This is a genomic window from Mesorhizobium sp. ISC15 (assembly GCF_037162615.1).
Lineage (GTDB): Bacteria > Pseudomonadota > Alphaproteobacteria > Rhizobiales > Rhizobiaceae > Mesorhizobium > Mesorhizobium mediterraneum.
Map to the genome: position 1 here is coordinate 5,331,902 of NZ_JAVSPX010000001.1, position 25,957 is coordinate 5,357,858.

Sequence of the window (25,957 nt, forward strand, 5' to 3'; positions counted from 1 at the left end):
CATGAGACCGGCCGTCACATCCGCCATGATCCTCCTAATGGGTAGAACGCGCGGAACCGGCGTGCGTTGCGTGAGCGGAGCCCGTGGGTTCGCCGCCGCGCACGGTTGTCTCCTTCCGGCGCGGTCGACCGCCGGGGTGGCGGCGGTGATCGCGGCGCTGTCGTGTTGGCTGGGGTAGCGTGTCAGCAGCCGAGCGACAGCGCTGGAAATTGCCTGCCCTTTCCCACAAGATGCCTGAACATCCCTGAGGGCTCGACATGTGCAACCTCTACAACATCACCACCAGCCAGGAAGCGATCCGCCAGTGGACCCGCGCCTTGCGCGACATTCTTGGCAATCTCGAACCCTCCATCGACATCTACCCCAACCAGCCCGGCCCGGTGGTGCGCAACGCGCCGGACGGGACGCGCGAGCTGGCCAACCTGCTGTGGGGCATGCCGACGCCGATTGAGCGGGTGAAGGGCAAAGCCGACTACGGCACCACCAACATCCGCAACCCGCAATACGGCCACTGGCAGCAATATCTCGGCGTCGAGAACCGCTGCGTGGTGCCGCTCACCAGCTTTGCCGAGCCGAGCCCAACGCCGGGCGACAAGGACCAGGATACCGGTATCCAGAGGAACTACTGGTTCGCGCTGACCGAGGAGCGGCCGCTGTTCTTCTTCGCCGGCCTGTGGACGCGCTGGCAAGGCGTGCGCAAGGTCAAGGACGGCCCCGGCGACTTCGAGCTCTACGGTTTTCTGACCACCAGACCGAACGCCCTGATCGCGCCGATCCACGAGAAGGCTATGCCTGTCATCCTGACCACGCAGAAGGAAACCGAGACGTGGCTGACCGCACCGTGGTCGGAGGCCAGGCACCTGCAGCGCACGGCACCGGATGTCGCGCTGGTGATCGTCGACAAGCCGGCCACACAGATAAAATTTCCGCCGCAGGCGCCACAGGCGCCGGTGCAGGGTTCGCTGTTCTAAAGCTTGAACTTCTGCAACACCCAGACGTAGCCCTTCGGCGGATGGTCCTGGTCGATGAACTGGGTGCGTACGGTGGTATCCTTCCGGCTGCACCTTTTGCACCTGAACCTGATGGCTTCCAGCGGCTTGTTCCAGCCCACCACCTGCGCGACATCGTTCGCCCTGAAACGTCCGACATGGAAGCAGTGGCCGCACTCCACGATCAGCAGCATGTTGGCCTTCGCGGCACGTCCAACGCTGTCCATCGGCCCGGCCATCGGTCATTTCCGGGTCGAGTAATCCTCGGGAAGCGGGAGCAGGCCGAGATTCGGCATCCGGAAATCGGGCTCCTTCTCCGCTAGGCTGGCCATCACATCATGCAATTTGTCGGTAAGCCCGCAAAGCTGCCAATACAGCTCGCCATGCGCCTTCAGATGCAGTTGCGACGAAAGCACAGTCTTGCGCAGGCTCAGAGCGTCCCTGATGATCGCCTCGGCATCCCTCGTCGACAGCCTGTCAAACCGGCTTTTTCGTCTGCCCATCGCGGCTCTCCCCATTTGCGAGCAACCGCCCCACCTGCTGACAAATAGGAAGGCATTCCTCGCGGAGTCAATTCGCCCTTGACATTTTTGTTCCCGTTTTGTTCAATTTGAACAGAAACTATTGGAGGCATCGCCATGGACCACATCGTGACGCTGGACAGCCGCCAGGAGGCAGCCCTTCAGGCCATCGCCGACAAGTTCATCGCCCAGCACAAGGGCGATGCGGTGAAGGCGCTCAAGGAGATGATCGTGCTGAATGGGCATCTGCAGGAGCGGCTTGATGCGATCGAGAGCCGGCGTCGGGCGACGCGGTAGGAGTGCACCTGCCAATGTCCAGGAGGTGAAGGGTCGTTGGACGGCTTCGGTGTTCACCGAGGGCTGGGGTCCGCTTTGCCTTTCTGGGCCTGAGAGGCGGAAAAGCGGTTGCTGACAGCCCCTGCTGGCGAGTTCGAAATGTCTGCGAGTCGCCTTTCATCGAAGTGCCCGGCGCCTGGGCGTCGAGGTCATTTAAGCCACACCATACAGCTCTTGCCCGGCGTCGATGACCTCCTTTGGGGTTAAGTCGATCAGCTCCCGCAGGTAAGCTAGAAAGTCAGCTGAACGCCTTAGACAAAAAATTCGCGCCTTGAGCTTTACTGCCCTCGCAACGCCCTTTTGCTCCAGGAGGGCTGCGCACTCGTTGTCCAAAAATATAGCGTCCACATATGGCCCATACAGAGAGATAGCTTTGATATCATTCATCATTCCTCGCGACGGGCGCCGCTTCTGGCCATGAGCGAGCCTGTCGGCAATTGCCGCAAAGAGATGCGCTGAAATCCAATGGTGCGGTAACAACCGGTTCTTCGGCCAATTCAAAAATTTCGCCGTCTCTCGAAGCGCCGACTCTGGAGGCGTGCCACGCTTGATGAACTCATGGTTGATGTGATGGATCAAAGTAACGACCGGAGAGAGCGCGCCGTCCATATGCATTTGGACGTCGCGGGATGCCTCACCTACCTGAGCGGCCGCCATGAAGTGGAAATAGGCTTCGATATAGCCTCGAGCCAACACCCCAAGTTCGTTGTTCAGCACCTCTTCAAACGTTGGTTTGTCGCGTGCCCATTGGTCGTACAACGGCGCGAAGTCCCCTGCCGCTTTATCTCGAGCAATCCTGACGTTTTCGACGAAGCCGCTCCAGTCAGTCTCCACCGTTATGTGCAGGTCAGGCAACCAAGCGTTTCGGTGGCCGTTGAGAATCTCGTCGACATCAAAGTCAAAGGACGGCGGATCCTTGCCTTTAAGATACGCTTCAAGGTGCCGGTAGATCTGTCGATGCTCGATCATGGTCGTATCCTCGAACGAGGTGTCCCCGCCCATCATCTCGTGAGCAAGATCAAGCGCATTTCCATCTCGATAGACCATCGTCTCATCGCGATGAATGTTTGATGCGGGGCAAATGATCTGCTGGCGCATAATTGCCCGCTCTACTAGGTTATTAACTTCGGCCCAGAACTCTCCATGGGGGGCGTCAGCACGGCGCTTGTGTTTCTTTACCTTGAAGATTTCGCTGATTGCGAACTGGTCTAAGTAGAGGACCTTCTTGTTGAGTTCGGGTAGAAAGTAAGTAGCTTTGGCTCGGCAAAATTTGCAACGCCGATCATAGGATTCTGACGATACCCATAAGATACCGAACCCCTGCTCGCGACCGCACGTAGGACATTTTTTGAAGGGCGGACGCTCGAACATTCTTCAATCCTTGGAGGCTTGTAAAAGGGCAGGTGCTCGGTTGAACGGAAGTCCCGCTACGGGCAATGCGAGGTTTTGGCGCGACGAAAAAGGACGGTAGTGTACGCCGCTGGATATTCTGGAGCCCTATACTTTACGCACCGGGAGCTGACGACTGTCGCTGTGGTCTGGCTGATATTGTTACCCAAGTCTCGCCCGCTCAAACACGAGAGAAGGGGCCTTGGAGGTCACGACATGCAGCAGCGCCGGATGCGAGCACACTGCTTGGACCGTGTGAGCACCCGGGTGTTTCCATGTGCTATAACGGTCAGCAGCGGCGATGCAAATGCGCGGCCCTACCTTCCCAAGCAGGTCGATATCGAAGTTGCCATCAGATCCATGGTGAGGCAGCGTCAATGTAACCACTTCTTTCATCAGTTCCCCATAGTGGATTGCGAAATCGGCTCTACGCCGCTTCTCTTTCAAAGCCGCATCGCCGGTCGCCAACCATCCGATCGGGCCTTGCGGGCCGGTGCAGTGGGAGACGCATCCGAACTCACCTTCATGGTGCCGGGTGAGGTAGAGGCTTGATCCACGCGCCGGTCCTGAATACAGGCAAAGCGACGTGATGTTGAGGTTACCAACCAAAGCTCCATAAGCGGCTGCCAGCTGGTCTAGATTTGTCGTCACGAGCTTTTCTACATTGTCGGATACTTCCAACCAGGCGCCGATTTTGGACAGTGACACATGACATTGTTTCGCCAATTCCCTTAGGAACTGCTTGCGATGCGCAGCGACCGTTGGGTCGACGAATGGAGCGAGAAGCCACTCACCTTTAGCCGCTGACAGCATTATGGCCAGCGTGTCTGGTATCACGAGCCGCAGGGCCGAGTTTCCGGCTCCGGCGCGTTGCGGTCCAATAAAAGGACGAACCGATCCACGGCCAACCAACCTCCAAGCAGGATCGCGCCTGCCGCGGCCCTCACCGCTTACTTTTGGCCCATCAGGCGGATCGAGCGGCCGCTCTGCCCCGTCCGGCGCTCCGTCATCGCGGTTGCCTTGCTCCACGTAGATAATGCGGCGCGGGCGGAATCGCTCAAGTGCATCGCCAGGATCGATGACGAAATCGCGATAAAAGCGGCTCTCCGCGGATGCGCGATCCTCCGCCACTGTCCGCGCGAACGCGATCAGCCGATCGGCGACGTTAACCAGAGGTAAGACGACTGTATCGACGTCAAGGCCGCGAGTGTCGTCGAGGAGTTGCTCTAGCCCGTTCAGATGGTCCGCATGGACATGCGACATGAATAATAAATCCAGGGACGACCGTGCCCCGACTCTTTGGAGATACTTTCTTATCTCGCGCTTGCGCTCAGTTGCGTAGCGCTCCATGGCTCCACAATCATAGACGTAAGATAGGCGAAGCTCATCATCTCCGTGAAGGACGGCGGTGTGAAAAAACCCTTGCCCCACAGCGTGCTGGTATCGCGAGTTCTCTATTGCCAACTTATTGTCTCCCTCCTGATCGCGATCGCTGCGTACGCCCTTCGCTATCAGGCAAACTAGCAGCGTGCCGGACACGCATTCTTATGTTAGCTATCATATTCATGGAAAACGAAGGCATATCTTCTAGCATGCCCAACGGAGGATCAGTTTGTCTACTAAACCGGTGTCAGAAGCAAAGGACTACCTATTCCGGTGGGCAAAAGTCACAAGAGGTGATCTGGCGCCATTAGGGATTTATGTCTTCGGAAGCTTGATTTATCGTGATGGTACTCTGTTCGGAGACAGAAGTGACATCGACATTGTCGTCGTCATACCGGAGACGCCGGACGCGATCGACCGCGCAGACTGGCTGGAAAAACTACTTCGCCACAAAATTTCGTTAGAGGATGAACTTGGCAAGGTTTTGCGCCGGCCAAGTCGCGACACCTTGATCTGCAGCATAGTTGCCGTCACCTCACTGGAGATTTCATCAGACATTCATAAGGATGGAGCCCGAAATTTCTTCTCAGCAAACACATTCCTTGATCTCGTCAGTGGCCAGATAGTGAACGGACTACCAAACGCTGGGTCCCGTGAAATCAAAGAGCGGCTCGTCGGAGAGTGCATCCGGTTCGCGCAAAAAACTCGCAGTTCGTATCTCGGCGTTAATGCGCTCGGAGCCGAGACGCTTAGACCTTTCGATGATGCTGACGCTGCCCCAAAGCAACTGATGCGCCATGCGGCTATGGTGCAGTACCTCGAGGACGATGGCGACGGTGACCCTGGTAGGGAGTATGACGTCGATATCGGCGCAACTCACCTCACGGTTTTGCTGCACGAACGTCGAAAGAAAGTCGCGGATCTTGGCCGCCGTTTTGAGGCGAGGCGCAGCGGGAGAGGTACTCGAGCGCCATTGTCTTCGAAAGATCAACTCCTTCTATCAGAAATTGTACTCGACACAGCAATCTACCTGGAGGCGAGGGCAACTGCAATCCAGGCCAAACCAAAACGACCGTCGATAGGCGGCGCTCACAGCACGGTCATCTTTGCAAAGCGTTTCGAGAGCGCATTTCCTGGCGTCCGTGGAGTTGAATGGTTTGAGGATTCGAACCAAATCAGGCAGCGAGTGGCAAGATTGCTTGAGGAACCCCTTGAGTTCGAAGATGGCACACCAATTTGGTGGTCCCGAGGCAACAGCAATTTGCAGATTTTCTCATTTGCTGACGAGGGCGATCGCTTTGTTCTCAACGGCGAAGAAATGAACATACGTCGCGTCGCCGCAATCAATCCGGGCTCCTACAAGTATGAGTTCGTTTATGTTGAACTCGCCCCTTTGCAACCAACGGGTCTCTATCCGCGTACACAGGAAAATATTGCTGAGGTTGAGCGTGGCGATGGATTCTTCCCTTATTATTGGGAGGAATATGGAATCGTTGACGGCAAACACTTTGTGACCCGGGCAGTTTACGATGATGGCTCCGCATTTATCGATGGCGAACTCCAATCCCTTCGTGGAAGGGCGGAGCTTCGCTCGCGGTACGTGACGACCTACAATTTCCTCGTTGCTGCCTCCGGCTCACCCCTCTTTGACTCTTCTTATGATCAACAGCTTGAAGACCATCTAAATGCAATGCTTCGCGGGGAAGACCGTCTAGATGCGATCGCCAGAGACGGAAGACAACTTCCCACTGGGCGGTTTTAGGTTCCGAGCCCACCATGGGTATGGCGCTGACAAGGCATTATGATTCGTCACTTTCTTGCAAGAACGGCTCTCGCCTCAAGGACACTGATTTTTATGTGGCGAGTTTCGATCAGTCCGGTTCCTGCTGGTGCGGTCAACCCTATTCAGCGTCGATACAGTACGTCCTATTCCCTCAACAGCTCCGCATACCCTCACCTCGCCATCCTGCCCGCGAATCCGCCACGTCTCCCCGCCCCTCCGCAACGTCTCCCCGCCCCTCCCTCGTCAAAGCATGACCCCGGCAGCACCTTGTCGCCGCCTTCCGGGAGGTCCAGCACGGGACGGCAGATGCCCGACAGGCGCAGGGCGCTGACCAGCGCCTTTTCCCTCGGCGATCGTGGTGCGCCAATGCGCCATGCCGCGCGAAATCGCTGGTGAAGTATAGGATGGCGAGCGCGAGGTGCGCACAAACGGCCTCCCAGCCCCCGCCTACTTGCACTGCCGTCGGGGGCCGCCGGAGTAAGGCTGATAGCTGTTGTCTTCCGGCCGGTAGGAGCGGTAGCGGCTGAAGCAATATTGCACATGGTGGGGCGGAAGCCAGGCGGCGCCGGCTTCCTGCGACGGAACGTAACCATCCATTGGCCACGTCTCGCTCACCTCGACATAGCTGGCGCCATCGTCGGGAGGCTGAGCGGCGCAGTCGGCAGCGCCGGCATCGGAATAGCAATTCAGGTTCCGCCACGCATGCGGCGCAAATGGCCGGCGGGCACGGGCCACCAACGCCCCTCAATGCCTCTTGAAATACTGCACCTCGCGTTCGTGCTTCTCCGCAGCCTCGCGGCTGTCAAATGTCCCGAGATTGCGGCGCTTGCCGGTCTTTTCGTCCTTCTTGCGCGAATAGAGGCGGTATTTTCCGTCTTTGAGTTTTCTGATCATCTGTCACTCCCCGAGCTGCTGCTTCCCCTTGAGGTTGCGCGCGGCTTGCTCGATCGCCGCTCGGTCGTTGCCCAGCCTGTCGATCAATTCCTGCGCCTGTTCGCCCGATATGCCGGTGCGTATCGCCAGGGCCTCCACCGTCAACACGTCGGAGCTCGCGACCTCGCGGGTTTCCGGCAGGGCATCGCCTGCCGTCAACGGCAGGGCTGCCTCCCTGTCGATCTCGGCCTCGGCCCGGTGCCAGTGCCGCTCGGGATCGCCATGGATCCGGCCTTCACGTTCCCAGATCTGGTATGCGCGCTCACGAATCTTGTCTTCCCGGTCGTCGCCCATGTTGATTCCTCCTTTGGGTATCGGATGAACGCCGCGCCAACCCGAACGATCCAAGAAATCTGCGTGATCGTTGGGTGGGGTCGCACAAGGCGCCATGCACTGCGGCCGCCAGCCCGCCCTGCCTACTCGCACTGCCTGCGCGGGCCGCCGGAGTAAGGCTGATAGCTGTTGTCTTCCGGCCGATAGGAGCGATAGCGGCTGAAGCAATATTGCACGTGGTCGGGCGGAAGCCAGGCGGCGCCGGCTTCCTGCGACGGAACGTAACCATCCATTGGCAACGTGTCGCTCGCTTCGACATAGCTGGCGCCATCGTCGGGAGGCTGTGCGGTGCGGTCGGCAGCGCCCGCATCGAGATAGGGCGAGATGCAGGGGCGCTGCTCTCCGCTGTAGGACGTGTAGTGGTCGTCGCTTGGCCTGTAGGAGCGGTAGCGGCTTGCGCACCATTCTGCATGGCCGGCAGGCACCGCCTGCTGCTCGCCCGTCTGCTGCTCGTCCGCTTGCGGCTGGATAGAGCCGGTAACGATGGGCGCCGAAGCCGCGGCATCGGCAGGTGTCGAGCTGCGATCAACTGGGCGGGCGGGAAGTCGCTCAAGACGCTGCGAAGCAGCGTCCACCTTCCGCGGCTCCTTGGGCCACAGTTCGGCGACGCTGGACGTCGGGGCGACCTGCCGCACCGGCTCGGCGGCAAGAATCCAGAGGGCGAAGGCCAATCCGCTGGCAAAAACCGCCAGCGTCAGCACGAAGCCGCCAAGTAAGGCTGATAAAGCTTTCACCCTGCGCTCCTTTGCCCCTCATCTCTAAAATGCGAGGCATTGGATCCGGTTCCAACCAGGCCCAACGGCAGGAGCTTCGGCGCTCAGGGGAAAACCCTCCCCGTCTCGGCTTCGCCGAGCCACCTCTCCCCGCTTGACGGGGCGAGGAACCCAGGTTTCAAAGATCGCCGACAACCTCCCTATACGCCCTCACCTCGCCGTCCTGCCCGCGAATCCACCACGTCTCTCCGTCCTGCGCCTCGACATAGGACGGGCCGAGCGGCACCTTGCCTCCGCCGTCCGGCAGGTCCAGCACATAGACGGGGTTGCAGATGCCCGACAGCCGCGCGCGCAAGGCGCTGACCAACGCCTGTCCCTCGGCAATGGTGGTGCGCCGGTGCGCCATGCCGCGGGCGAGATCGCCGTGGTGCAGGTAATAGGGTTTGACGCCGAGGCGGTACATCAGCTCCCGGCACAGCTCCTCCAGCACCTCGACCGTGTCGTTGACGCCTTTCAGGAGAACGCTCTGGTTCAGCAGCACGAAGCCGCCCTGTCGCAACGTGCGGCAGGCCGCTTCGGCCGCCGTCGTGATCTCCCGCGCGTGGTTGAAATGGGTAACGATCGTGACCATCAGCCGGCCCTGCAGGGAGCGAACCAGCCCTGACGTGACGCGCGAGGGCAGAGCGACGGGCACGCGCGTGTGGATGCGTAACAGCCGCACATGCGGAACCGCCTCGATGCGGGCGCGGATTTCGGCCAGCGCCTTGTCCGGCAGGGACAGCGGATCGCCGCCGGTCAGGATCACCTCGCGGATTTCGGGATGAGCCTCGATATAGGCAAAGGCCGGCTCCAGCGCCTCGCGCGTATAACCACGGCCGATCGAGGTCAGCGATTCCTTGCGAAAGCAGAACCGGCAATAGACCGCGCATTGATAGGTCGGGAACAAAAGAACCCGGTCGGCATGGCGATGCGTCAATCTCGGCACCGGACTGAAGGCATGGTCGGCGATCGGATCGTCGAGCTCGCCTTCCTGCTCGGCCAGTTCTTCGGGCGACGGGATGACCTGCGCCCGGATGGGATCGGCGGGGTCGCTCCAGTCGATCAGGTCGAGATAGGCTTTTGGGATGCGTACCTTGTGGCGCGTGGCCGCGGCTTGGGCCGCCGCGCGCTCGGCTGGCGACAGTGGCAGCGAATCCAGATCGCGCACATGCCGCACGCCCGCGCGAACATCGTCCTGCCACGCGGCGTCGTCATCGGCCGGCATGCCGGCTGCATCGACAACCATGCTGGCGTCGGCGAGATGTGAGGTCATCGAGGGGCTCCTTGAATTCGGGGCTGGATACAGCATTGGAGCCGAGGCTTGAAGGGAATAAGCGGCGTTGCGATGGCACGGACGAAAAGGCCGCTCTCAGCTTCGGCGCCGCGACCCTGCTGCACCCTGCCCCATCAGCGCCCGCGTGATGTCCCAACGCGCCCGTCCGGCTTCATGATGATCTCACGATGCGGATAGGGGATGTCTATGCCGTTTTCCCTAAAGGTGTCCCACAGCGCCAGCAGCACCCTTCCGCGCACGTTGGTCAGGCCTTGTTGAGGATCGTGGATCCAGAAGCGCAGGACGAAATTGAGCGAGGAGTCGCCGAAGTCCGTGAGCCAGCAGACCGGCCGCCGGCCCGCTTCGACCCGGCCGACGCTCGTGGCGGCCGCTATCGCCAGTTCACTGACCTTATGCGGGTCGGCGTCGTAAGAGACCCCGAAATTGACGTCGAGCCGCACAAGGTTATCGCTGAACGACCAGTTGATGACCCTTTGGGTGATGAAGTCTTCGTTCGGGATCAGGTATTCGCGGCCGTCGCGCGTCACCACCGAGACAAATCGCGCCCGCAGTTCGCGTACCCAGCCGAAGGTGCCTTCGAGCGAAATGGTGTCGCCCGGCTTGATCGACTTGTCGAGAAGGATGATCATGCCGGAGACGAAATTTGAAACGACCTTTTGCAGCCCGAAAGCCAGGCCGACGCCGACGGCGCCGGAGAATATCGTCAGAGCCGTCAGGTCGAGACCGACGGAAGACAGGGCGATGACACCCGCGACCAGCACAAGGCCGACCTTTGCGACCTTGCCGACGAGGACGCGGATCGAGGGTGTCAGCTCTTCGGAGATCCGGACGCGCTCATCGATATATTTGCCGACGACCACCGCAAGCCAAACCGTGGCGATCAGCAACAGCGCCGCTTTCAGCACCATGAGCGCCGAAAGGCGAACCGCGCCCAAAGGTATTGCGAGGCTGTCCAGGAAAGCCGCGGTGTCGTCATCGATGCCCAGGATGACGAGGGCCGCATAGATCCAGGTGAGCCAGGCGAGAGCCCGCGCGACAAAGCGGTTGCGGATGATGCGCGACAGCACCGACGCGAACAGCCACGCGAGGGATAGCGAGAGCGCGATAGTGATGAAATGGCTCCGGCTTGGCCAGGTGACGGCGCGCATGAGAAAGAGCGCGGCAAGCAGGAAGACCGTGAACAGGATCCAGTCGGTGCGCCGCAACAGGGCAACCACGACCCTCAACAGTCCGGGATGGCCCTTTATCTGGCGTGCCCGGTTCTCCACGAGCGGTTCGATGCGCTGCGCCGCAAGCTTCGCGACGAGGAAGAGCACGACGATGATTGCGGCCTGATAGAAAAACCACGGCGTGACGGCGTAGTCGAACCATCGGCTGGCCCAGGCCAGCGATTCATCGATGGCGTTGCGAAAATCCATTCCCACACGACCGTTATGGACTGGCGAACAGCAACTCGCCATCCACAATGTCGCCGGCCTCCTGAATGGTCAAGCCGACCACCAAGACGCCTTCCAGGCCTCCGCTCTGCGCATCAGCCCTGCAAGTCCGGCGGCTCCTGCCAAAGCGTTCGGGACAGTCAGGTATAGCCGCTGCCATAGGTGTGGATGTCTCGGGCGTCAGTTCGGCACCCGGTTCGAGCGCACGGCCGATCAGAAACAACCGCTGGAAATCGCTAACTCATAACATTAGCTTGCGCTTACATTAGCTTGAGCGTATGTATCTAAATTGGCCGGTGATCTACCCCCCAACCGGTTAGGCTCGGCGCCAGTCCCCCCCCTCAGGCCAACGACGCCGGGCCGCTCCGGGCTTGGTCCGGGAAGCCCTGCTTTAAGTGCCCCCCACTGTTCCTGTCGCGGCAGTTGAGAAAGTCGACCGATCGTCGGCCTTTTCGATATCGATCAAGGGGCCTCGCCCACCGGCGGTGAACACATCGACGATGTCCCCTCAGGTGTCGGCCTTCCCGTCGCCAGCCATGGTCGCTAATCTCGGCTCAGGGAAAGGCTGGAGAAGAGGAATGGCGAACGACTTGTCGCCAAGGCTTTTGGCGATCGTCGATGCGCTGCCTTTGCGGCAGGGCATGCGGGTGCTCGAGATCGGCTGCGGACCGGGTGCTGCGGCGCGCGAGATCGCACGCCGGATTGGCGACGGCCACGTGCTGGCGATCGACCGCTCGGCCAAGGCCATCGCGCAGGCCAGGGCCGCCTCGCGCGCCGAGATTGCAGCGGGCCGGCTGAGCCTTCGTCAGGTCGCTATCGAGGACTTCAACCTAGAGGCGGACGAGAAGCCCTTCGACATTGCCGTTGCGGTGCGCGTCGGCGCACTGGACGGGCGTCATCCCAAGGCAGGAAAAATCGCCCTGCAACGGCTTGAGGCCGCGTTGACGGCGCAAGGCCGGCTGTTCATCGACGGCGGCGATCCGCTGCGCGAAATTGTGATACGCGGCTGAGCAGCCGGTGGCTTTCTCTCCGGAATCGAGGGTTTGAGTGACGGTGAGCGGCAGCGTCGGGCCTGCGCCTCAGCTCCTCAGCCCCGGCGCTTCCTGCCCGGTGCGCTCGACATATTCCGTATAGCCGCCGCCATAGGTTTGAATGCCCTCGGGCGTCAGTTCCAGCACCCGGTTCGACAGCGCTGCCAGGAAATGCCGGTCGTGCGAGACGAACAGCATGGTGCCCTCATACTGCGAGAGCGCCGTGATCAGCATTTCTTTGGTGGCGATGTCGAGGTGGTTGGTCGGCTCGTCCAGCACCAGAAGGTTGGGCGGGTCGAACAGCATCAAGGCCATCACCAGCCGCGCCTTCTCGCCACCCGATAGCACCCGGCATTTCTTCTCGATCTCGTCACCGGAAAAGCCGAAGCAGCCGGCAAGCGCCCTGAGCGGCGCCTGGCCGGCCTGCGGAAACGCGTCCTCCAGCGTCTGGAACACGGTGCGTTCGCCCTCCAGCACTTCCATGGCGTGCTGGGCGAAATAGCCCATCTTGACGCTGGGCCCGCGCGCCACCGTGCCATTGTCCGGCTCGGAAGCACCGGCCACCAGCTTCAAGAGCGTCGACTTGCCGGCGCCGTTGATGCCCATCACGCACCAGCGCTCGCGGCGGCGCACCTGGAAATCCAGCCCCTCATAGATCGAGCGACTGCCATAGCTTTTGTGGATGTTCTTCAACGTCACCACGTCCTCGCCGCAGCGCGGCGCCGGCTGGAAATCGAACGACACCTTCTGGCGGCGCTTGGGCGGCTCGACGCGGTCGATCTTCTCCAGCTTCTTCACCCGGCTCTGCACCTGGGCGGCATGCGAAGCGCGCGCCTTGAAACGCTCGATGAAGGCGATCTCCTTGGCCAGCATCGCCTGCTGGCGCTCGAACTGCGCCTGCTGCTGCCGGTCGGCGATCGCCCGCTGCTGCTGGTAGAATTCATAGTTGCCGGAGTAAGCGGTCAGCGAGCCGCCATCGATCTCCACCACCTTGTTGACGATGCGGTTCATGAACTCGCGGTCGTGCGAAGTCATCAGCAGCGCGCCGTCGTAACCTTTCAGGAACTGCTCCAGCCAGATCAGGCTTTCCAGGTCGAGATGATTGCTCGGCTCGTCGAGCAGCATGGCGTCGGGCCGCATCAGCAGAATCCTGGCCAGCGCCACGCGCATTTTCCAGCCGCCGGAAAGCTTTCCGACGTCGCCGTCCATCATCTCCTGGCTGAAGCCGAGGCCGTCGAGCACCTCGCGGGCGCGGCCATCCAGCGCATAGCCGTCGAGCTCCTCGAACCGCGCCTGCAGGTCGCCATAGCGGGCGATGATCTCGTCCATCTCGTCGGCCCGCTCCGGGTCGCCCATGGCGGCTTCGAGCTCACGCATCTCGGCCGCCACTTCGCTCACCGGCCCGGCGCCGTCCATCACTTCGGCAACCGCACTGCGCCCTTCCATGTCGCCAACATCCTGGCTGAAATAGCCGATGGTGACGCCGCGATCGACCGATACCTGGCCCTCGTCGGGCTGTTCCTCGCCGTTGATCATACGAAACAGCGTCGTCTTGCCGGCGCCGTTGGGGCCGACCAGCCCGACCTTCTCGCCCTTCTGCAGGGAGGCAGAGGCTTCAATGAAGACGATCTGCCTTCCGTTCTGCTTGCTGATGCTTTCCAGTCGAATCATACTTTTCACGCGTGCCCAAGGGATTTTCCCTGGCCCAATACGCGATAGGCCGCGCCTGCGGAAGCCCGCAAATCAATGGGAATACGTCGCCAGATAGATGCCGGCCAGATAGATGCCGGAACGATCCGCTGAGCGTTCAGATCGAGTTCGAACTGAATTAGCGGAACCTTGGATACCGCCGGCAGTTTAGAAAGATAGGCTCAAACACCGAAAGGAGGATGAGATGAAAACCCTAACCGCTATTTTGCTCGCCACCTCTATGATCGGCCTGAGCGCCGGCACGGCAAGCGCCACCTGCCATGACACGACCGCATCGATCGAAGCGCAATCAGGCGTCGCAAAAGACGCAACGCGTGCGCCCCTCGAAACTGACGCGAATGCCGGCAACAGGGTCGAGGGCGGCCCGGCCAGCAAGGACGCCAACACCATGCCGCTTGCCAACCAGGAAGGCGGTGGGGATAAAAACCTTGCCACTTCGCAGCAGGATGTCGAAGCGCAGCAGGAGGGCGAAAAGACGGCAGCGGCCAAAGCCGACCCCTGCAAGCCGGATTGACGCGGATTGAAAGACTGGCCGCAGACGCTGCGCTGGATGCCGTGGCACCAGCCGAAGCGCGATGTTACCCAATCCCTCCCGTCTCCGCATAGGCGCCGGCGACGCGTCCGTCCTCAAGACGCACGACGGCGGTGACGATTGAGCCGTACGAGCCGCGCCAGACGCTGTGGATCGCCTGGTGCGTGGCAGCCGGTACGACCGCACGCCCGGTGAAGCGCGCGCCGGTCCGCTGCATGGCCACAGGCTCGCCGTTGACATGAATTTTCACGCTGGTCTCGGCTCCGGCCTCGCCATGCACATCAAGCGTGATTGTTATCTCGTCATGGCCACCCGCATGCCGCGCCTCGGCGGCAAGCGTGACGGTCACCGGCACATCCTTGGTCGTGATGTCGCCATGCCGGGCGGCAAAGACATCGTCGGCCAATTCCGGCGTGCGCGGCGGGCGGGTGCGGCGCAGGCCGAAACGCTCGAAGTCGCCGGCGAGGCATAACAGCCTGGCGTCATCATAGGCCTTGCCAGCGAAGGTCAGCCCGACCGGCATGCCGATATCGGCCATCGTGCCCATCGGCACGGTGACGGTCGGAATGCCGAGATGGCGCGGCACGAGATTGCCGTTGGCGACCCAGGTGCCGTTGCGCCAGGCCAGCGCCGCGGACGGCTCGTTGACATCCGCATCGGCCGGCCCGACATCGGCGACGGCGGGAAACACCACCGCATCGAGCCCCTGCGCGTCGAGCCAGTCCTCGAAATCGATCCGCCGCGTCGCCTCCACGCCCTTCAAGCCGGCCTCCAGCTCGGGAATGGCCTCGAACGGTGTGACGCCGCGCTTGGCTCGCTCGGCATACTCCGCCAGATCGAAGCTGTCCTCGTAACGATCCGGCAGCGTGCCCGGCGGCTGAGGAAAGATTTTTGCGCCGTCGACCGAGGCGAGATCGGGGATGGCAGGGTCGGCATTGGCGCGCAGGAAATCGTCCCAAGCCGAAATGCATAGGTCCCATATCTCGCGCTCGGCGAATTCTTCCTGAACCAGCCCACGATCGACCATGTTCCTCGTGCCCGGCCGGTCGCGCTCGTAGTTGGAGACGACGGGAAAATCGACCTCGACCACATCCGCGCCGAGCCGTCGCAAATCCGCTGCCGCCTGCTCCCACAGCTCCAACACCGACGCGCGGGTCTGGATCGGAACGTCAGCCTCCGTGTCGCGGCCGATATACATGCGGGGCACGCCGAGCCGCACGCCTTGCAGCGCCCCCTCCAGTCTGAGGCCGGTGTAGCGTGGCGGCCGCACGGCCGAGCTCTTCGGCAATGCCACCCAGGGCTGCGCACGCCAGAAATCGCCCCTAGTGTTCGGTCGTCGGCGACGATCACGTCGAGCAGTTCCAGCATATCCGGCACACTGCGCGTATGCGGCACCACCACGTCCATCGTCGGCACCAGCGGCCAGTTGCCACGCACGGAAATGACGCCACGCGACGGCGTGTAGGCGACCAGCGCGTTGTTCGACGCCGGCGCGCGGCCGGACGACCATGTCTCCTCGCCAAGCCCGAAGGCAGCGAAGCTGGCGGCGGTCGCGGTTCCGGAACCGTTCGATGAGCCGGACGCGAAGGCGGCGGTCAGGTAATCGGCGTTGTAGGGGCTTTCCGCCCGGCCGTAGACGCCGCGCTGCATGCCGCCATTGGCCATCGGCGGCATGTTGGTGAGCCCGATCAGCACCGCGCCGCCGGCCCGCAACCGCGCGATGGTGAAGGCATCCTCGTTGGCGATGAGATGTTCGAAAGCGGGCGAGCCGGCGGCGACCGTCAGGCCGGACACTTTGTAGCTGTCCTTGGCGGTGTAGGGGATGCCGTCCAGCGGACCAAGCGTCGCGCCGTTCCGGCGGCGCCGGTCAGATGCGGCCGCCTCTTCAAACATCTTAGGATTGAGCACGGGAACGGCATTGAGAGTGATCCCATGCCGGTCGTAACGCGCAATCCTGCGCAGGCAGGCCCCGACCAGCTCGACGCTGGTGGCGGTGCCGGCCTCCAGCGCCCGCCGCAACTGTTCGATCGAGGCCTCGACGATGTGGAGATCGGTCGTCATGTTCGGTCCCTGCACCCTGCGCGACGATGGGGCCTTGGGCCGATTTTGTACAGGTCGCGTTTGCCCTCGAAACTAATCTGCGCGGAGGAGCTTACGGCGATCACTCCGGCGCGCCCGGAAACAGCGCTACCGCGTCACCGCCGCCTGCCGGCCAGTCCCGGATGGTGCGGTCGTAGCCGCCGGTCAGCACCGTGCCGTCGGCGGCGAACGCCACCGCGTAGACCGGGCCAGACCGGCTGTCGAACAGGGCGGTTTCGTTGCCGGTTTCCACGTCCCACAGCCGTGCCGTGCCGTCGAGCGAACCGGAGAGCAGCCGCTTGCCGTCGGTCGACAGCGCCAGCGCATAGACCGTACCCGAATGACCATCGAGGCGGCGGACTTCGCGACCGACGTCGAGATCCCAAAGCTTGATCGTATAGTCGCCGCTGCCGGTGATCAGATGGCGCCCGTCGGCCATGAACACCACGCCATAGGGGCCGCGCTCATGCCCGTGCCAGCTGCGCAGCTGCTTGCCGGTGCCGATGTCCCATAGCTTCAGCGTGCCCTCGATGCTGCCGCTGATCGCGCGTGTGCCATCGGGCGAGACGGCGATCCCGCTGATCGACCAGTCGTGCCCCGGCATCACATGCAGCACCGAGCCTTTCTCGATATCCCAGACGATGACCCTGCCGGTGTCGTGCCCGCTGACCGCACGTTTGCCGTCGGGACTGATCGCGAGCTTGTTGACGCCACCGTTCTGGCCTGACGAGAATACATGCAGCACAGCGCCATCGGAGAGCTGGCGCAGCACGATCTCGCCATCGTCGCCGGCCGTCAGCGCCCGCGCCCCATCGGGCAGGAAAAGCGCTGTCCGCGCCATGTCCTTGTGGACGCCGAGAGTGCGGATCAGGCGCTTGCCGTCGATATCCCAGAGCTTGATCGTGCGGTCGGTGCTGGCGCTCAGGATCGAGTGCCCGTCAGGCGCAACTGCCAGCCAGACGACGGGCTCGCGGTGGCCATCCGCCTGCGTCGGCTGCGGCGGCGGAGCCTGGGGCAGCGGCGCAACAGTCTGCGGTGGCGGGGCTGGAGCAGCCTCCGGCGGTGAGGCGGGTGGGGCAAGCGCGACCTCGGATGGCGAGGCAGGAGCCGGCGGCTGTACCGGTTCCGCGCTGGCGACGTCTTCGCCCTTCGGCGTGCTCGGCGCGGGTTGCTCGGCGGTCAGGCTTTTGCCGGCGTCCTGTGGCTGTCGCAACCAGGGGCCGAGTTGGTCGGCCACCAAAGCGAGTACGGCAAGGAACGGAATGACGACGAAGATCTTCCGCAGGCGTGGTCGTCCGGCGGGTTGCGTTTCGGCACCCCTGCCGAACAGCGGCACCTTCGGATCTTGCGTCGATCGGCCCGGCAACAGGCCGGCCCAGAACAGCAGGGCTGCAAGGGCTGAGCAAACGCCCGCCGCCCCGACCAAAGCCAGGCGCACGGACGCGAAGCCTTCGCCGGCGCCCTCGCCGCCCAGCGCGAAATACACACGTGTGAAACAGAGCAAGCCGATCGCCAGCAGCAGCACCGCAAGCAGCCTGTCGACAAACCTGTTCATCGGGCTCCCCTCGGGCCGCTATCCGCTTCGCCCGCAATGATGCCGGTCAGCGCCGGGCTTGTCGATGTCCTTCTGATAGTAGCCAATCTCCCCCACAGGGAGATTGGCTCTCCCCCCTCACCGCAACTCCACCCACACCGGCGCGTGGTCGCTGGCGCCGGTCTCGCCGCGCACGTCGCGGTCGATCTCTGCCCCGGTCAGCCGACGCGCCAGCTTCTTCGACAGCAGGATGTGGTCGAGGCGCAGGCCGGCGTCGCGCGGCCAGCGGTTGCGGCGATAATCCCAGAATGTGTAGAGCGTGTCCTTCGGGTGCTTCTTGCGCAACGCATCTAACCAGCCCTGGTCGAGCAGCGCCGCGAACGCGGCGCGGCTTTCCGGCTGCACCAGCGCGTTATCGTCATAGGAGCGGGTCGGGTAGATGTCGCGCGGCTCGGGCACGATGTTGTAGTCGCCAGCGAGCACCACCGGCAGGCCGGTGTCGAACAGTTCAGCCGCATGCGCGTTCAGGCGCTCGTGCCAAGCCAACTTATAGGTGAATTTCGGACCGGGCTGCGGATTGCCGTTCGGCGCATAGAGGCAGGCGACGACGATGCCGTTGACCGCCGCCTCGATGTAGCGGGCCTGCTGGTCCGCCTCGTCGCCGGGCAGCGCCTCGCGGGTCAGAACGGGCTCTGAACCACGCGCCAGTATGGCGACGCCGTTCCAGGTCGGCTGCCCCACCCACACCGCGCCATAGCCGGCATCCGCGAGCGCGGTGCGCGGAAACTGCGTCTGCCTCGCCTTGAGCTCCTGCAGGCAGACGACGTCGGGCTTGGCGACAGCCAGCCAGGCCAGCAGGTTTTGCAGCCGGCTGTTGATGTTGTTGATGTTGAAGGTGGCGATCTTCATCAGCCTGCTTCAGCGCACGATGCGCTCGGTCCACGCCTTCACCGCATCAGCGAGTGTCTTCAAATGATCGGCGGTGGAGAAGCCGGAGATGCGCTTGCGCGGCTTGAGATCGTGGTCGCCGTCTTCCAGCCACAGCATCTCGATGCGGTCGGAAAGATCGTAGGTCGCGACCTCGTCCGGCGTTCCGAACTCGTCGCGTGTGCCTTGGCAGATTAGTGTTGGCGTCTTCAGCCCTGCGAGATGTTTTGTCCGCAACTGCGTCGGCTTGGCCGGCGGATGGAAAGGGTAGCCCAGGCAGAGCAGCCCGGCGATCTTGCCTTCGGCGAACGTTTCGTCGGCGATCATCGAGGCGACGCGTCCGCCCATCGACTTGCCGCCGATGATGAGCGGCCCCTTCACGCCCTTCGCCCTGAGGTCGGCGATCGCCTTGATGTATTCGGGATTCACCGTCTCGGCGCGCGGCGGCGGCTTGCGGTGGCCGTAGCGGCGGGCGGCCATGTAGTGGAATTCAAAGCGCGCGACGCGGAAGCCGGCTGCGGCAAGTGCTTTGGCTGTCGCAGCCATCGAAGCCGAATCCATCGGCGCCCCGGCACCGTGGGCGAGCAGGATGGTGAGGGGGGCGGTTTCGGGGCCGTCGAAGAGGAAGGTGGTCATTGGAACTCCAACGTTGACGACCCCTTCTCCCCTTGTGGGAGAAGGTGGCCGAGCGAAGCTCGGTCGGATGAGGGGTGTTGGACGGAATACCAACGTCTCATTTCTACCAGCACCCCTCATCCGTCTCGGCGCCAATGCGCCGATCCACCTTCTCCCACAAGGAGACCTTTGCACAGAAGCCGAACGGTGATTCTGTGGTGAAGGTTGGAGCAGGGAGATTCGGGATGGCGGATCGTGTTTTGGGTCAGTTGAGTCTGGCGGACGGTCTGGCGGCGTCGGATGAGACGATTTTCGACCTAGTATCGAAGGAACTGGACTGGGCGCCGATCCGAACATTGCTGGGTCAGCGCAGCGGTCCTGGCTCGGGCAACACCAGCTATCCGGCGGAACCGCTGGTGCGCTGTCTTTTGCTGGGCATGTGGCATGGGCTGAGCGATCCGGCGCTTGAGGCGCAGATCCGGGACCGATTGTCGTTCCGCCGCTTTGCCGGTTTCAGCCTTTCGGACCGCACGCCCGACCATTCGACACTGTGGCGCTTCCGCGAGGAGCTGACGCGTGAGCGACTGATCGACAAGGTCTTTGAGGAGATCAACCGTCAGCTGGAGGAGAAGGGCCTGATCGTCAAGCGCGGCACCTTGGTCGATGCCACGTTCCTGCAGGCTCGTGGCCGTCCGCCCAAGCAGCCGAAGAAGGGCCACCAAGGTCCGGTCAAGCCGTCGGCCGATAAGGATGCGCGTTGGGGCAAGAAGGGCAAGAAGAGCACCTTCGGCTACAAGATGCACATCGGCGTCGACCAGGAGCACACCTTGATCCGGCGTGTCGAGGCGAGCGACGCCTCGGTCACCGACACCGAGCCGGCCGACCAGTTGATCTGCGGCGACGAGAAGGCGGCCTATGGCGATCAAGCCTATTACACCCACGCCCGCCATGCCCGGCTCGCCGCCGCCAACATTAAGGACCGGCTGATGCGGCGGCCCAACAAGCATCACCCCGAGTTGCCGCCGCGCCACAAGCTGCGCAACCGGCTGATCGCCAAGGTGCGGGCGGCAGTGGAGCGGCCTTTCGCCGTGTTCAAGGAGCGTTACGGCATGCGACGCCTGCGCTTCTTCAACCTCGCCACCAACCGCACGCAGTGCATACTGGCCGCCTGCGCTTACAATCTGCGCACCATGATTGGCGTCCTCTATCCACCCGATGAGAGGCGGACATGAGGGAGGAGTGCGTCCACAATCCGGCAGGATGGCTGCCTAAACCGACAAAGGCCCCGCAAGGGCCGCGGAAAACCGCTCTGCCGGCCTTCAAAAAGGCCCTCACTGACCACCGAAATCCACTTCGCTCCCCGTGCAAAGCCCTCACAAGGGGAGAAGGGAGCGCCATCGCCTCACCCCGCCGACTTCTGCGCCAGCTGCAAATCGACGAACTGTATCCCCTTGGCCGCCATGCGTGCCCATTCGGAGCTGGCGTCGAGCTCGAGATAGCGCGACCAGTTCCGCCGTGCCTCGGCAAGGTTGCCGGCGTCGAACTCCAGCCGGGCAAGATTAAACACCGCATCGGCATAATTGGCATCGAGCGCGATCGCCTTTTGCAGATGCCGGCGCGCGGAGGCCTCGCGGCTTTGGTCGCTCATCAGCCCGGCCAAATTGAACCATGCCTCGACAAAACCGGGATCACATTTGATGGCGCGGGCATAGTCATGCGCCGCCTCGGCTGCGCGTCCAACGGCGCGCAGGCAGTTGGCGCGGTTGAAGGCGGCAATCGCATCGCTCGGGTCGATGGCTAGGCAGCGCTGGTAGAGTGCCGCCGCCTGCTCGTGGTGTTCAGCCTCTTCCGCGGCTTCGGCGTCGGCGAACAATTCTTCCAGCGTGTCGTCATCCGGCGACCCCAGATCGAACAGCAGCTGGCCGTCCAGTTCACTCTGGCCGCCCTCGAGATAGATCGCGTCTGCGCGCCCATGCTGCGAGCCGACATTGAGTGACTTGGCGGTGAGCGAGGCGACCGGGCCGGAGCGGTGCACGGAGCGCGCGATCGCCCCCCACGAAGCGCCGCCAGCAACCAGCCCGGCATATTTGCGGGCGAGGATCAGGTCGCGAAACGAATAGGGTTCGCCATCATGCTCGAAGGCGTCGAAAAGCGACAACAGGTCAAGGTCGGATGCGGCCAGCCGCGACTGGTCGAGAAGCGACTGCCGCGACAGGGCCGAGGCCTCCGGCGCCTTCATCAGCCCGAGCAGGCGCAAAAAGCCGTTCTCGCTGATCAGCTTACGGCCGGTCGCGCGCTCGGCCGCGACGCGGCGCTCGATCTCGGCATCCCCGGCCTTGGCGAGATAAATGCGTCCGAACACCACATGGCTGGTGCGCCTGTTGACGCCGCGTCGCAACTGGCCCTGCTGGCGCGCGACCTCACGCGCGGCCAGCCGAAGCGGAAACGCCGCCAGCGCGCCGACGACGCCGAAGATGCCGCCGGCGGGGACCGTCACGCCTTGCTCTTGCCGACGGCCTTCAGCAGATTGGCCTTCAGCGGATTTTCCTTGGCAGCACCGCCTGCTGCCGCCTTCTTGGCCGCGGGCTTCGCCGCCTCATCGGCCTTGCTCTTCGACTTGGCGGGCGGCTTGGCCGATTGCGACAGGCTCGCCTTCAGCGCATCCATCAGATTGATGACATTGCCCCGTTCGGGCGCAGCCGCGATGATCGGCTTGTGGCCCTTGAGCTTCTCGCGGATCATCGCCATCAGCGCGATCTCGTAGCGGTCCTCGTAATTCTTCGGATCGAAGGTGGTTTCCTTCTGCTTGATCAGCGCTTCGGCCAACTGCAGCATTTCCGGGTCTGGCTTGCCGGCCGGGATGTTGCCGAAATATTCAGCCGTGCCGCGCACTTCGTTGGGATTCCTGAGCGTGCAGACGAACATGCCGTTCTCGCGCGCGCCGATCGTCACCACGCGTTCACGGCTCGATAGCACCAGCCGCGCGATCGCCAGCTTGCCGGATTGGCGCATCGCTTCGCGAAGCACGGCGAAGGTTTCCTCGGCCATCGCGCCATCGGGTGCCAGATAATAGGGCGCGTCCTGATAGATCACGTCGACTTCGCCCTCGTCGACAAAGGCCTCGATGTTCATCGTATGATTGGATTCGATGCGCACCGCGTCGAGGTCGGTATCATCGATGATGATGTACTGCTTGTCCTCGTACTCGTAGCCCTTGACGAGGTCCGAGCGCTCGACCAGCCCGAGCTCGGGATCGACCGGCTTCATGTTGATGCGGTTGTGGGTCTTCTTGTGCAACTGGTTGAAGCTGATGCGCTCGCTCGCGCTCGTCGCCGGATAGAGCCGGACCGGACAGCTGACGAGGCTGAGCTTGAGGTAACCTTTCCAACTTGCCCTGGGCGCCATGAGTTTCTCCTACGCGGCCGTGCACTGTCGAACTTTTGCAGCGCTTCGTCCAAAGGACGAACGGCGCTGCGCAAAACCTACATCCCACCTACAATACCGGCAAATCCCTAGCGAAATCTTCCATGTCGGCCCAGGGATCGCCGGAGCTGGCCAGAAGGCCCGGCAGCGAAGAATAATTCAAATCTTCCGGAGCGTCGATGGATTCCAGATCGGACCAGCTCACCGGCGTCGAGGCCGGCAGGTTTGTGCGGGCGCGCAGCGAGTAAGGTGCCGCCGAGGTGTGGCCGCGCGCATTGCGGTGGTAGTCTATGAAGATGCGCCGCTTGCGGTTGTCCTTGCCCATGGTGGTGGTGAACGTGTCGGGCGCGGAGGCGGCCACCGCCGAAGAAATGGCGCTGGTCGCCTGGTGTAGCTTCTTCCAGTTCTGTTTCTGCGTCACCGGCACTGATATGTGGATGCCCTTGCCGCCCGAGGTTTTGGCGAACGGCACCAGCCCCATCGCCTCCAGCTCGCCCTTGATATGCACTGCCGCCTCGACCACCTCGCGCCAGGCGATGCCCTCGCCGGGGTCGAGGTCGAAAACGATCAGGTCGGGCTTGTCGAGCCGCGTGCGGTGGGTGCCCCAGGTATGGAACTCGACGACGCCGAACTGCGCCAGCGCCAGATAGCCCTTGGCGCCCTCGACCGACAGATAGGACTTGGTCTCGCCCTCGGAATTGGTCGCCTCGAATGTGACGACCGAAGGCGGCATGCCGGTGAAGGCATGGCGCTGGAAGAAACAGTCCTGCGGCTTGCCGGTCGGGCAGCGCACCAGCGACACCGGGCGGCCGAGAATATGCGGCAGCATGAAGTCGCCGACCAGCGCGTAGTAGACGGCAATATCGAGCTTGGTCGGTCCGGTCTTTCCGAACAGCCGCCGCGTCGGGTTGGTCACCCAGATCGTGGCGAGGTCGGCCTCAGCGATCAGCCGCTTGCGCTTGGCCGAAACCGGCGTCGACAGGCCGACATCCCTGAGCCCGCGGAACACGCCGTGGCGCAGCGCATTGTCTGCTGTGCGGTTGGCATAGTGGATGCGGGCCGAGAGCAGCGGCCGCACCCAGTTCATCTCGCGCATGATCTCGCGCGGAACCCCTTCGGGCGCCGACGCGCCGGCGCGCAGCGGCTCCAGCCGGGCCAGCAATTCGCCTGCTGTCGCGGCATCGAAGCCGGTGCCGACCTTGCCGCGATAATGCAATTCGCCGTCCTCGAATTCGGCCATGCCTAGCGCCGCCAGCCCCTCGGCCGCGTCGGAGGTGGTGTAGCCGGCGATGACGAAGTCGTCGGACTTGAGCGCCTTGGTCTTGGTCCAGGTCTTGGTGCGGCCGCTCTGGTACGTTGCCGTGGCGCGCTTGGAGACGACGCCTTCCAGCCCCAGTTCGGAGGCCTGGTCATAGAGCCCCTGCCCGTCGCCTTCGACATGATCGCTGAACTGGATGGCGGAGTTGGCGCCCAAGCCGGACAGCAATTGCGACAGCAGCGCCTTGCGCCTGATGAGCGGCGCTTTTCTCAGGTCCCAGCCGTCGAGATACAACAGGTCGAAGGCATAGAAGTGCAGCTTGTTGCCGGCACCCTCGGCCAGCGCATCCTGCAAAAGGGCAAAGCGGCTGATGCCCTTGGCGTCGAGCACGACGATCTCGCCGTCGATGATCGCATCGCGGCAGGGCAGTCTGGCGAAGGCATGCGGCAGGTCGCCATAGCGCTTGGTCCAGTCGAGGCCCCCGCGGGTGATCAGCTCGACCACGCCGTCGGCCAGATGCGCCATGGTACGATAGCCGTCGAACTTGATCTCGTGCAGCCAGGTTTCGCGCGTTTTTTCCGCGGGGTGTTCACTGCCGGGAGGCTTCGGAACCTGCGTCGCCAGCTGCGGCTCGATGCGGGCGGGCGCCTGCGCTTTGATCGCGCCCGGCAAAGCGCCGGGCTTCAGCACGACCGGTTTCGCGGGCCTCGCGGCAGGCCGCGGCGTTGCCACCAGCTCCTCGATGCGGCGGCCGGATTTGACGCTTTCCGGCCGGGCTTCCAGTATGTCGAGCTTGGCGTCGGCGGCGAGATCACGCTCCTTGAACAGCAGCCAGTTCTTTTTGCCCTCATCCTCGCCGGGCTTCGGTTTCAGCCGCGCCAGCATCCAACCGCCATTCAGTTTCTCGCCGGCCAGCCGGAACTTGAAGGAACCGGTGCGCAAACTCTTTTCGACGTCGTCCATCGGCGCCCAGATGCCGGTGTCCCAGACGATCATCGGCCCGCCGCCATATTCGCCCTCGGGAATGACGCCTTCGAAGTCGATATATTCGAGCGGATGGTCCTCGGTCTCGACCGCGAGCCTTTTGTCGGCTGGGTTGAGCGACGGGCCGCGAGGCACCGCCCAGCTCTTCAGCACATCGCCGACCTGCAGGCGAAGGTCGTAGTGGTCGGCGGTGGCGTGATGCTTGTGGACGACGAAGCGATTGCCTTCTCCGGCAACCAGACCGCCGACGGGTTCCGGCGTCTTGCTGAATTCGCGCTTGGCGCGATAGGCCTTGAGTTTTGGGGTCATGTCCGCATGCCAGGCGGGATGCGTCGGCTACGCAAAAACAAGGACTTGACCCACATCGCTTGAATCATTTTGTCAGCATGCGGCGGGCCGATGTCGTGCCTCACCCAGCTCAATCGTCGGCGGCCGGCGTCAATTCGAGCTCGGCCGGCGACAGACCCTGCTGGAGCTGGCTCAGCCGGAATTCGTCGACCCAGTAGGCCTCGCCGTCGACGAGGACACGCGCCTTGTAGGCGCCGGCGGAAAAGCTCTGTGCGGTGATATAGACCTTGTGACGGTCGAGCGCCTTGCGCACCGCGGCGCGCTTGGACTTCTGGCTGGTGACGGAACTGGCCATGGACTGCTCATACACACGCCGCCGCAACACATAACGGCGGGCATAAGGATGGCCGAGACCGGCTGTCGTGTC

24 protein-coding genes and 2 pseudogenes are annotated in these 25,957 nt (G+C 62.9%); 6 read left to right on the forward strand and 20 right to left on the reverse strand.

Features of this window, described 5'->3' with window-relative positions:
* Nucleotides 1-257: 257 nt before the first annotated feature.
* The gene (locus RPG13_RS25695; protein WP_337126306.1) at nt 258-971 is read left to right on the forward strand and encodes an SOS response-associated peptidase; all 714 of its coding nucleotides are present in this window, start codon (nt 258-260) and stop codon (nt 969-971) included.
* On the opposite strand, the gene RPG13_RS25700 is transcribed toward RPG13_RS25695, so the two are convergent.
* Nucleotides 968-1,228: a hypothetical protein gene (locus RPG13_RS25700; protein ID WP_337126307.1), complete on the reverse strand. Its 261-nt coding sequence runs from the start codon at nt 1,226-1,228 to the stop codon at nt 968-970. The two genes, RPG13_RS25695 and RPG13_RS25700, sit on opposite strands and share 4 nt — an antisense overlap.
* Nucleotides 1,229-1,231: 3 nt before the next feature.
* The gene (locus tag RPG13_RS25705; RefSeq protein WP_337126308.1) at nt 1,232-1,492 is read right to left on the reverse strand and encodes a hypothetical protein; all 261 of its coding nucleotides are present in this window, start codon (nt 1,490-1,492) and stop codon (nt 1,232-1,234) included.
* A 135-nt stretch (nt 1,493-1,627) separates the two neighbouring features.
* On the opposite strand from RPG13_RS25705, the gene RPG13_RS25710 reads away from it, so the two are divergent.
* Nucleotides 1,628-1,807 carry a hypothetical protein gene (locus RPG13_RS25710; protein WP_337126309.1) on the forward strand — a complete coding sequence of 60 codons (180 nt, stop codon included), beginning with the start codon at nt 1,628-1,630 and terminating at the stop codon, nt 1,805-1,807.
* 192 nt (nt 1,808-1,999) lie between these two features.
* Here the strand turns inward: RPG13_RS25710 and RPG13_RS25715 are convergent, their stop codons facing one another.
* Both RPG13_RS25715 and RPG13_RS25720 read right to left on the reverse strand, forming a co-directional pair.
* Nucleotides 2,000-3,217: a hypothetical protein gene (locus RPG13_RS25715; protein WP_337126310.1), complete on the reverse strand. Its 1,218-nt coding sequence runs from the start codon at nt 3,215-3,217 to the stop codon at nt 2,000-2,002.
* 180 nt (nt 3,218-3,397) lie between these two features.
* Nucleotides 3,398-4,699, reverse strand: coding sequence for a hypothetical protein (locus RPG13_RS25720; protein ID WP_337126311.1), 1,302 nt, complete (start codon nt 4,697-4,699; stop codon nt 3,398-3,400).
* A gap of 148 nt (nt 4,700-4,847) precedes the next feature.
* Between RPG13_RS25720 and RPG13_RS25725 the strand changes: the two genes are divergently transcribed.
* A complete protein-coding gene (locus RPG13_RS25725; RefSeq protein ID WP_337126312.1) occupies nt 4,848-6,380 on the forward strand; it encodes a nucleotidyltransferase domain-containing protein in 1,533 nt (510 codons plus the stop codon).
* A gap of 468 nt (nt 6,381-6,848) precedes the next feature.
* Here the strand turns inward: RPG13_RS25725 and RPG13_RS25730 are convergent.
* The 6 genes and pseudogenes from RPG13_RS25730 to RPG13_RS25755 all read right to left on the reverse strand — a co-directional run.
* Nucleotides 6,849-6,950, reverse strand: a pseudogene (locus RPG13_RS25730) (BA14K family protein); the annotation flags it as partial.
* Nucleotides 6,951-7,145: 195 nt separating this feature from the next.
* Entirely contained in the window at nt 7,146-7,295 is a 150-nt protein-coding gene (locus RPG13_RS25735) for a hypothetical protein (protein ID WP_127204769.1), read from the reverse strand.
* A gap of 3 nt (nt 7,296-7,298) precedes the next feature.
* Nucleotides 7,299-7,628, reverse strand: coding sequence for a DUF2934 domain-containing protein (locus RPG13_RS25740; RefSeq protein ID WP_128243053.1), 330 nt, complete (start codon nt 7,626-7,628; stop codon nt 7,299-7,301).
* Between the two features lie 122 nt (nt 7,629-7,750).
* Nucleotides 7,751-8,401: a BA14K family protein gene (locus RPG13_RS25745; RefSeq protein WP_127293590.1), complete on the reverse strand. Its 651-nt coding sequence runs from the start codon at nt 8,399-8,401 to the stop codon at nt 7,751-7,753.
* Nucleotides 8,402-8,558: 157 nt separating this feature from the next.
* Nucleotides 8,559-9,644 carry a KamA family radical SAM protein gene (locus tag RPG13_RS25750; RefSeq protein WP_442921396.1) on the reverse strand — a complete coding sequence of 362 codons (1,086 nt, stop codon included), beginning with the start codon at nt 9,642-9,644 and terminating at the stop codon, nt 8,559-8,561.
* Nucleotides 9,645-9,826: 182 nt separating this feature from the next.
* Complete coding sequence (locus RPG13_RS25755) at nt 9,827-11,131, reverse strand: mechanosensitive ion channel family protein (protein WP_127293592.1); 1,305 nt, start codon at nt 11,129-11,131, stop codon at nt 9,827-9,829.
* Between the two features lie 596 nt (nt 11,132-11,727).
* Between RPG13_RS25755 and RPG13_RS25760 the strand changes: the two genes are divergently transcribed.
* Complete coding sequence (locus RPG13_RS25760; RefSeq protein ID WP_126105722.1) at nt 11,728-12,159, forward strand: SAM-dependent methyltransferase; 432 nt, start codon at nt 11,728-11,730, stop codon at nt 12,157-12,159.
* 69 nt (nt 12,160-12,228) lie between these two features.
* On the opposite strand, the gene RPG13_RS25765 is transcribed toward RPG13_RS25760, so the two are convergent.
* Entirely contained in the window at nt 12,229-13,851 is a 1,623-nt protein-coding gene (locus RPG13_RS25765) for an ABC-F family ATP-binding cassette domain-containing protein (protein WP_127204773.1), read from the reverse strand.
* Nucleotides 13,852-14,074: 223 nt separating this feature from the next.
* Between RPG13_RS25765 and RPG13_RS25770 the strand changes: the two genes are divergently transcribed.
* The gene (locus RPG13_RS25770) at nt 14,075-14,404 is read left to right on the forward strand and encodes a hypothetical protein (RefSeq protein WP_292651232.1); all 330 of its coding nucleotides are present in this window, start codon (nt 14,075-14,077) and stop codon (nt 14,402-14,404) included.
* A gap of 64 nt (nt 14,405-14,468) precedes the next feature.
* Here RPG13_RS25770 and RPG13_RS25775 read toward each other — a convergent pair whose 3' ends face one another.
* From RPG13_RS25775 to RPG13_RS25795, 5 genes and pseudogenes are all read right to left on the reverse strand, one after another.
* Nucleotides 14,469-15,692, reverse strand: coding sequence for a hypothetical protein (locus RPG13_RS25775; protein ID WP_337127102.1), 1,224 nt, complete (start codon nt 15,690-15,692; stop codon nt 14,469-14,471).
* Between the two features lie 119 nt (nt 15,693-15,811).
* Nucleotides 15,812-16,483, reverse strand: a pseudogene (locus RPG13_RS25780) (amidase family protein); the annotation flags it as partial.
* A 100-nt stretch (nt 16,484-16,583) separates the two neighbouring features.
* The gene (locus tag RPG13_RS25785) at nt 16,584-18,056 is read right to left on the reverse strand and encodes a WD40 repeat domain-containing protein (RefSeq protein WP_337126313.1); all 1,473 of its coding nucleotides are present in this window, start codon (nt 18,054-18,056) and stop codon (nt 16,584-16,586) included.
* A gap of 117 nt (nt 18,057-18,173) precedes the next feature.
* A complete protein-coding gene (locus RPG13_RS25790; RefSeq protein ID WP_337126314.1) occupies nt 18,174-18,944 on the reverse strand; it encodes an exodeoxyribonuclease III in 771 nt (256 codons plus the stop codon).
* Nucleotides 18,945-18,953: 9 nt separating this feature from the next.
* Nucleotides 18,954-19,598 carry an alpha/beta hydrolase family protein gene (locus RPG13_RS25795; RefSeq protein ID WP_337126315.1) on the reverse strand — a complete coding sequence of 215 codons (645 nt, stop codon included), beginning with the start codon at nt 19,596-19,598 and terminating at the stop codon, nt 18,954-18,956.
* A gap of 224 nt (nt 19,599-19,822) precedes the next feature.
* On the opposite strand from RPG13_RS25795, the gene RPG13_RS25800 reads away from it, so the two are divergent.
* Nucleotides 19,823-20,809 (forward strand): IS5 family transposase, encoded by a 987-nt coding sequence (locus RPG13_RS25800; RefSeq protein WP_126103272.1) that lies wholly within the window; start codon nt 19,823-19,825, stop codon nt 20,807-20,809.
* Between the two features lie 170 nt (nt 20,810-20,979).
* On the opposite strand, the gene RPG13_RS25805 is transcribed toward RPG13_RS25800, so the two are convergent.
* From RPG13_RS25805 to RPG13_RS25820, 4 genes are all read right to left on the reverse strand, one after another.
* A complete protein-coding gene (locus RPG13_RS25805; protein WP_126105715.1) occupies nt 20,980-22,074 on the reverse strand; it encodes a tetratricopeptide repeat protein in 1,095 nt (364 codons plus the stop codon).
* On the reverse strand, nt 22,071-22,982 hold the full coding sequence (ku, locus tag RPG13_RS25810; protein WP_126105714.1) for a non-homologous end joining protein Ku: 912 nt from the start codon (nt 22,980-22,982) through the stop codon (nt 22,071-22,073). Before ku ends, RPG13_RS25805 begins: the two co-directional genes overlap by 4 nt.
* A gap of 88 nt (nt 22,983-23,070) precedes the next feature.
* Nucleotides 23,071-25,551 (reverse strand): DNA ligase D, encoded by a 2,481-nt coding sequence (gene ligD, locus RPG13_RS25815; RefSeq protein WP_337126316.1) that lies wholly within the window; start codon nt 25,549-25,551, stop codon nt 23,071-23,073.
* A gap of 109 nt (nt 25,552-25,660) precedes the next feature.
* Nucleotides 25,661-25,885, reverse strand: a complete 225-nt coding sequence (locus RPG13_RS25820; protein ID WP_126105712.1) for a hypothetical protein — start codon at nt 25,883-25,885, stop codon at nt 25,661-25,663.
* Nucleotides 25,886-25,957: the final 72 nt, after the last annotated feature.

Bases quoted from the DNA above. Each gene is read 5' to 3' on its own strand.
- RPG13_RS25695 (WP_337126306.1), top strand. From the start codon at position 258: ATGTGCAACCTCTACAACATCACCACCAGCCAGGAAGCGATCCGCCAG.
- RPG13_RS25700 (WP_337126307.1), bottom strand. From the start codon at position 1,228: ATGGCCGGGCCGATGGACAGCGTTGGACGTGCCGCGAAGGCCAACATG.
- RPG13_RS25705 (WP_337126308.1), bottom strand. From the start codon at position 1,492: ATGGGCAGACGAAAAAGCCGGTTTGACAGGCTGTCGACGAGGGATGCC.
- RPG13_RS25710 (WP_337126309.1), top strand. From the start codon at position 1,628: ATGGACCACATCGTGACGCTGGACAGCCGCCAGGAGGCAGCCCTTCAG.
- RPG13_RS25715 (WP_337126310.1), bottom strand. From the start codon at position 3,217: ATGTTCGAGCGTCCGCCCTTCAAAAAATGTCCTACGTGCGGTCGCGAG.
- RPG13_RS25735 (WP_127204769.1), bottom strand. From the start codon at position 7,295: ATGATCAGAAAACTCAAAGACGGAAAATACCGCCTCTATTCGCGCAAG.
- RPG13_RS25740 (WP_128243053.1), bottom strand. From the start codon at position 7,628: ATGGGCGACGACCGGGAAGACAAGATTCGTGAGCGCGCATACCAGATC.
- RPG13_RS25750 (WP_442921396.1), bottom strand. From the start codon at position 9,644: ATGCCGGCCGATGACGACGCCGCGTGGCAGGACGATGTTCGCGCGGGC.
- RPG13_RS25755 (WP_127293592.1), bottom strand. From the start codon at position 11,131: ATGGATTTTCGCAACGCCATCGATGAATCGCTGGCCTGGGCCAGCCGA.
- RPG13_RS25760 (WP_126105722.1), top strand. From the start codon at position 11,728: ATGGCGAACGACTTGTCGCCAAGGCTTTTGGCGATCGTCGATGCGCTG.
- RPG13_RS25765 (WP_127204773.1), bottom strand. From the start codon at position 13,851: ATGATTCGACTGGAAAGCATCAGCAAGCAGAACGGAAGGCAGATCGTC.
- RPG13_RS25770 (WP_292651232.1), top strand. From the start codon at position 14,075: ATGAAAACCCTAACCGCTATTTTGCTCGCCACCTCTATGATCGGCCTG.
- RPG13_RS25785 (WP_337126313.1), bottom strand. From the start codon at position 18,056: ATGAACAGGTTTGTCGACAGGCTGCTTGCGGTGCTGCTGCTGGCGATC.
- RPG13_RS25790 (WP_337126314.1), bottom strand. From the start codon at position 18,944: ATGAAGATCGCCACCTTCAACATCAACAACATCAACAGCCGGCTGCAA.
- RPG13_RS25795 (WP_337126315.1), bottom strand. From the start codon at position 19,598: ATGACCACCTTCCTCTTCGACGGCCCCGAAACCGCCCCCCTCACCATC.
- RPG13_RS25800 (WP_126103272.1), top strand. From the start codon at position 19,823: ATGGCGGATCGTGTTTTGGGTCAGTTGAGTCTGGCGGACGGTCTGGCG.
- ku (WP_126105714.1), bottom strand. From the start codon at position 22,982: ATGGCGCCCAGGGCAAGTTGGAAAGGTTACCTCAAGCTCAGCCTCGTC.
- ligD (WP_337126316.1), bottom strand. From the start codon at position 25,551: ATGACCCCAAAACTCAAGGCCTATCGCGCCAAGCGCGAATTCAGCAAG.
- RPG13_RS25820 (WP_126105712.1), bottom strand. From the start codon at position 25,885: ATGGCCAGTTCCGTCACCAGCCAGAAGTCCAAGCGCGCCGCGGTGCGC.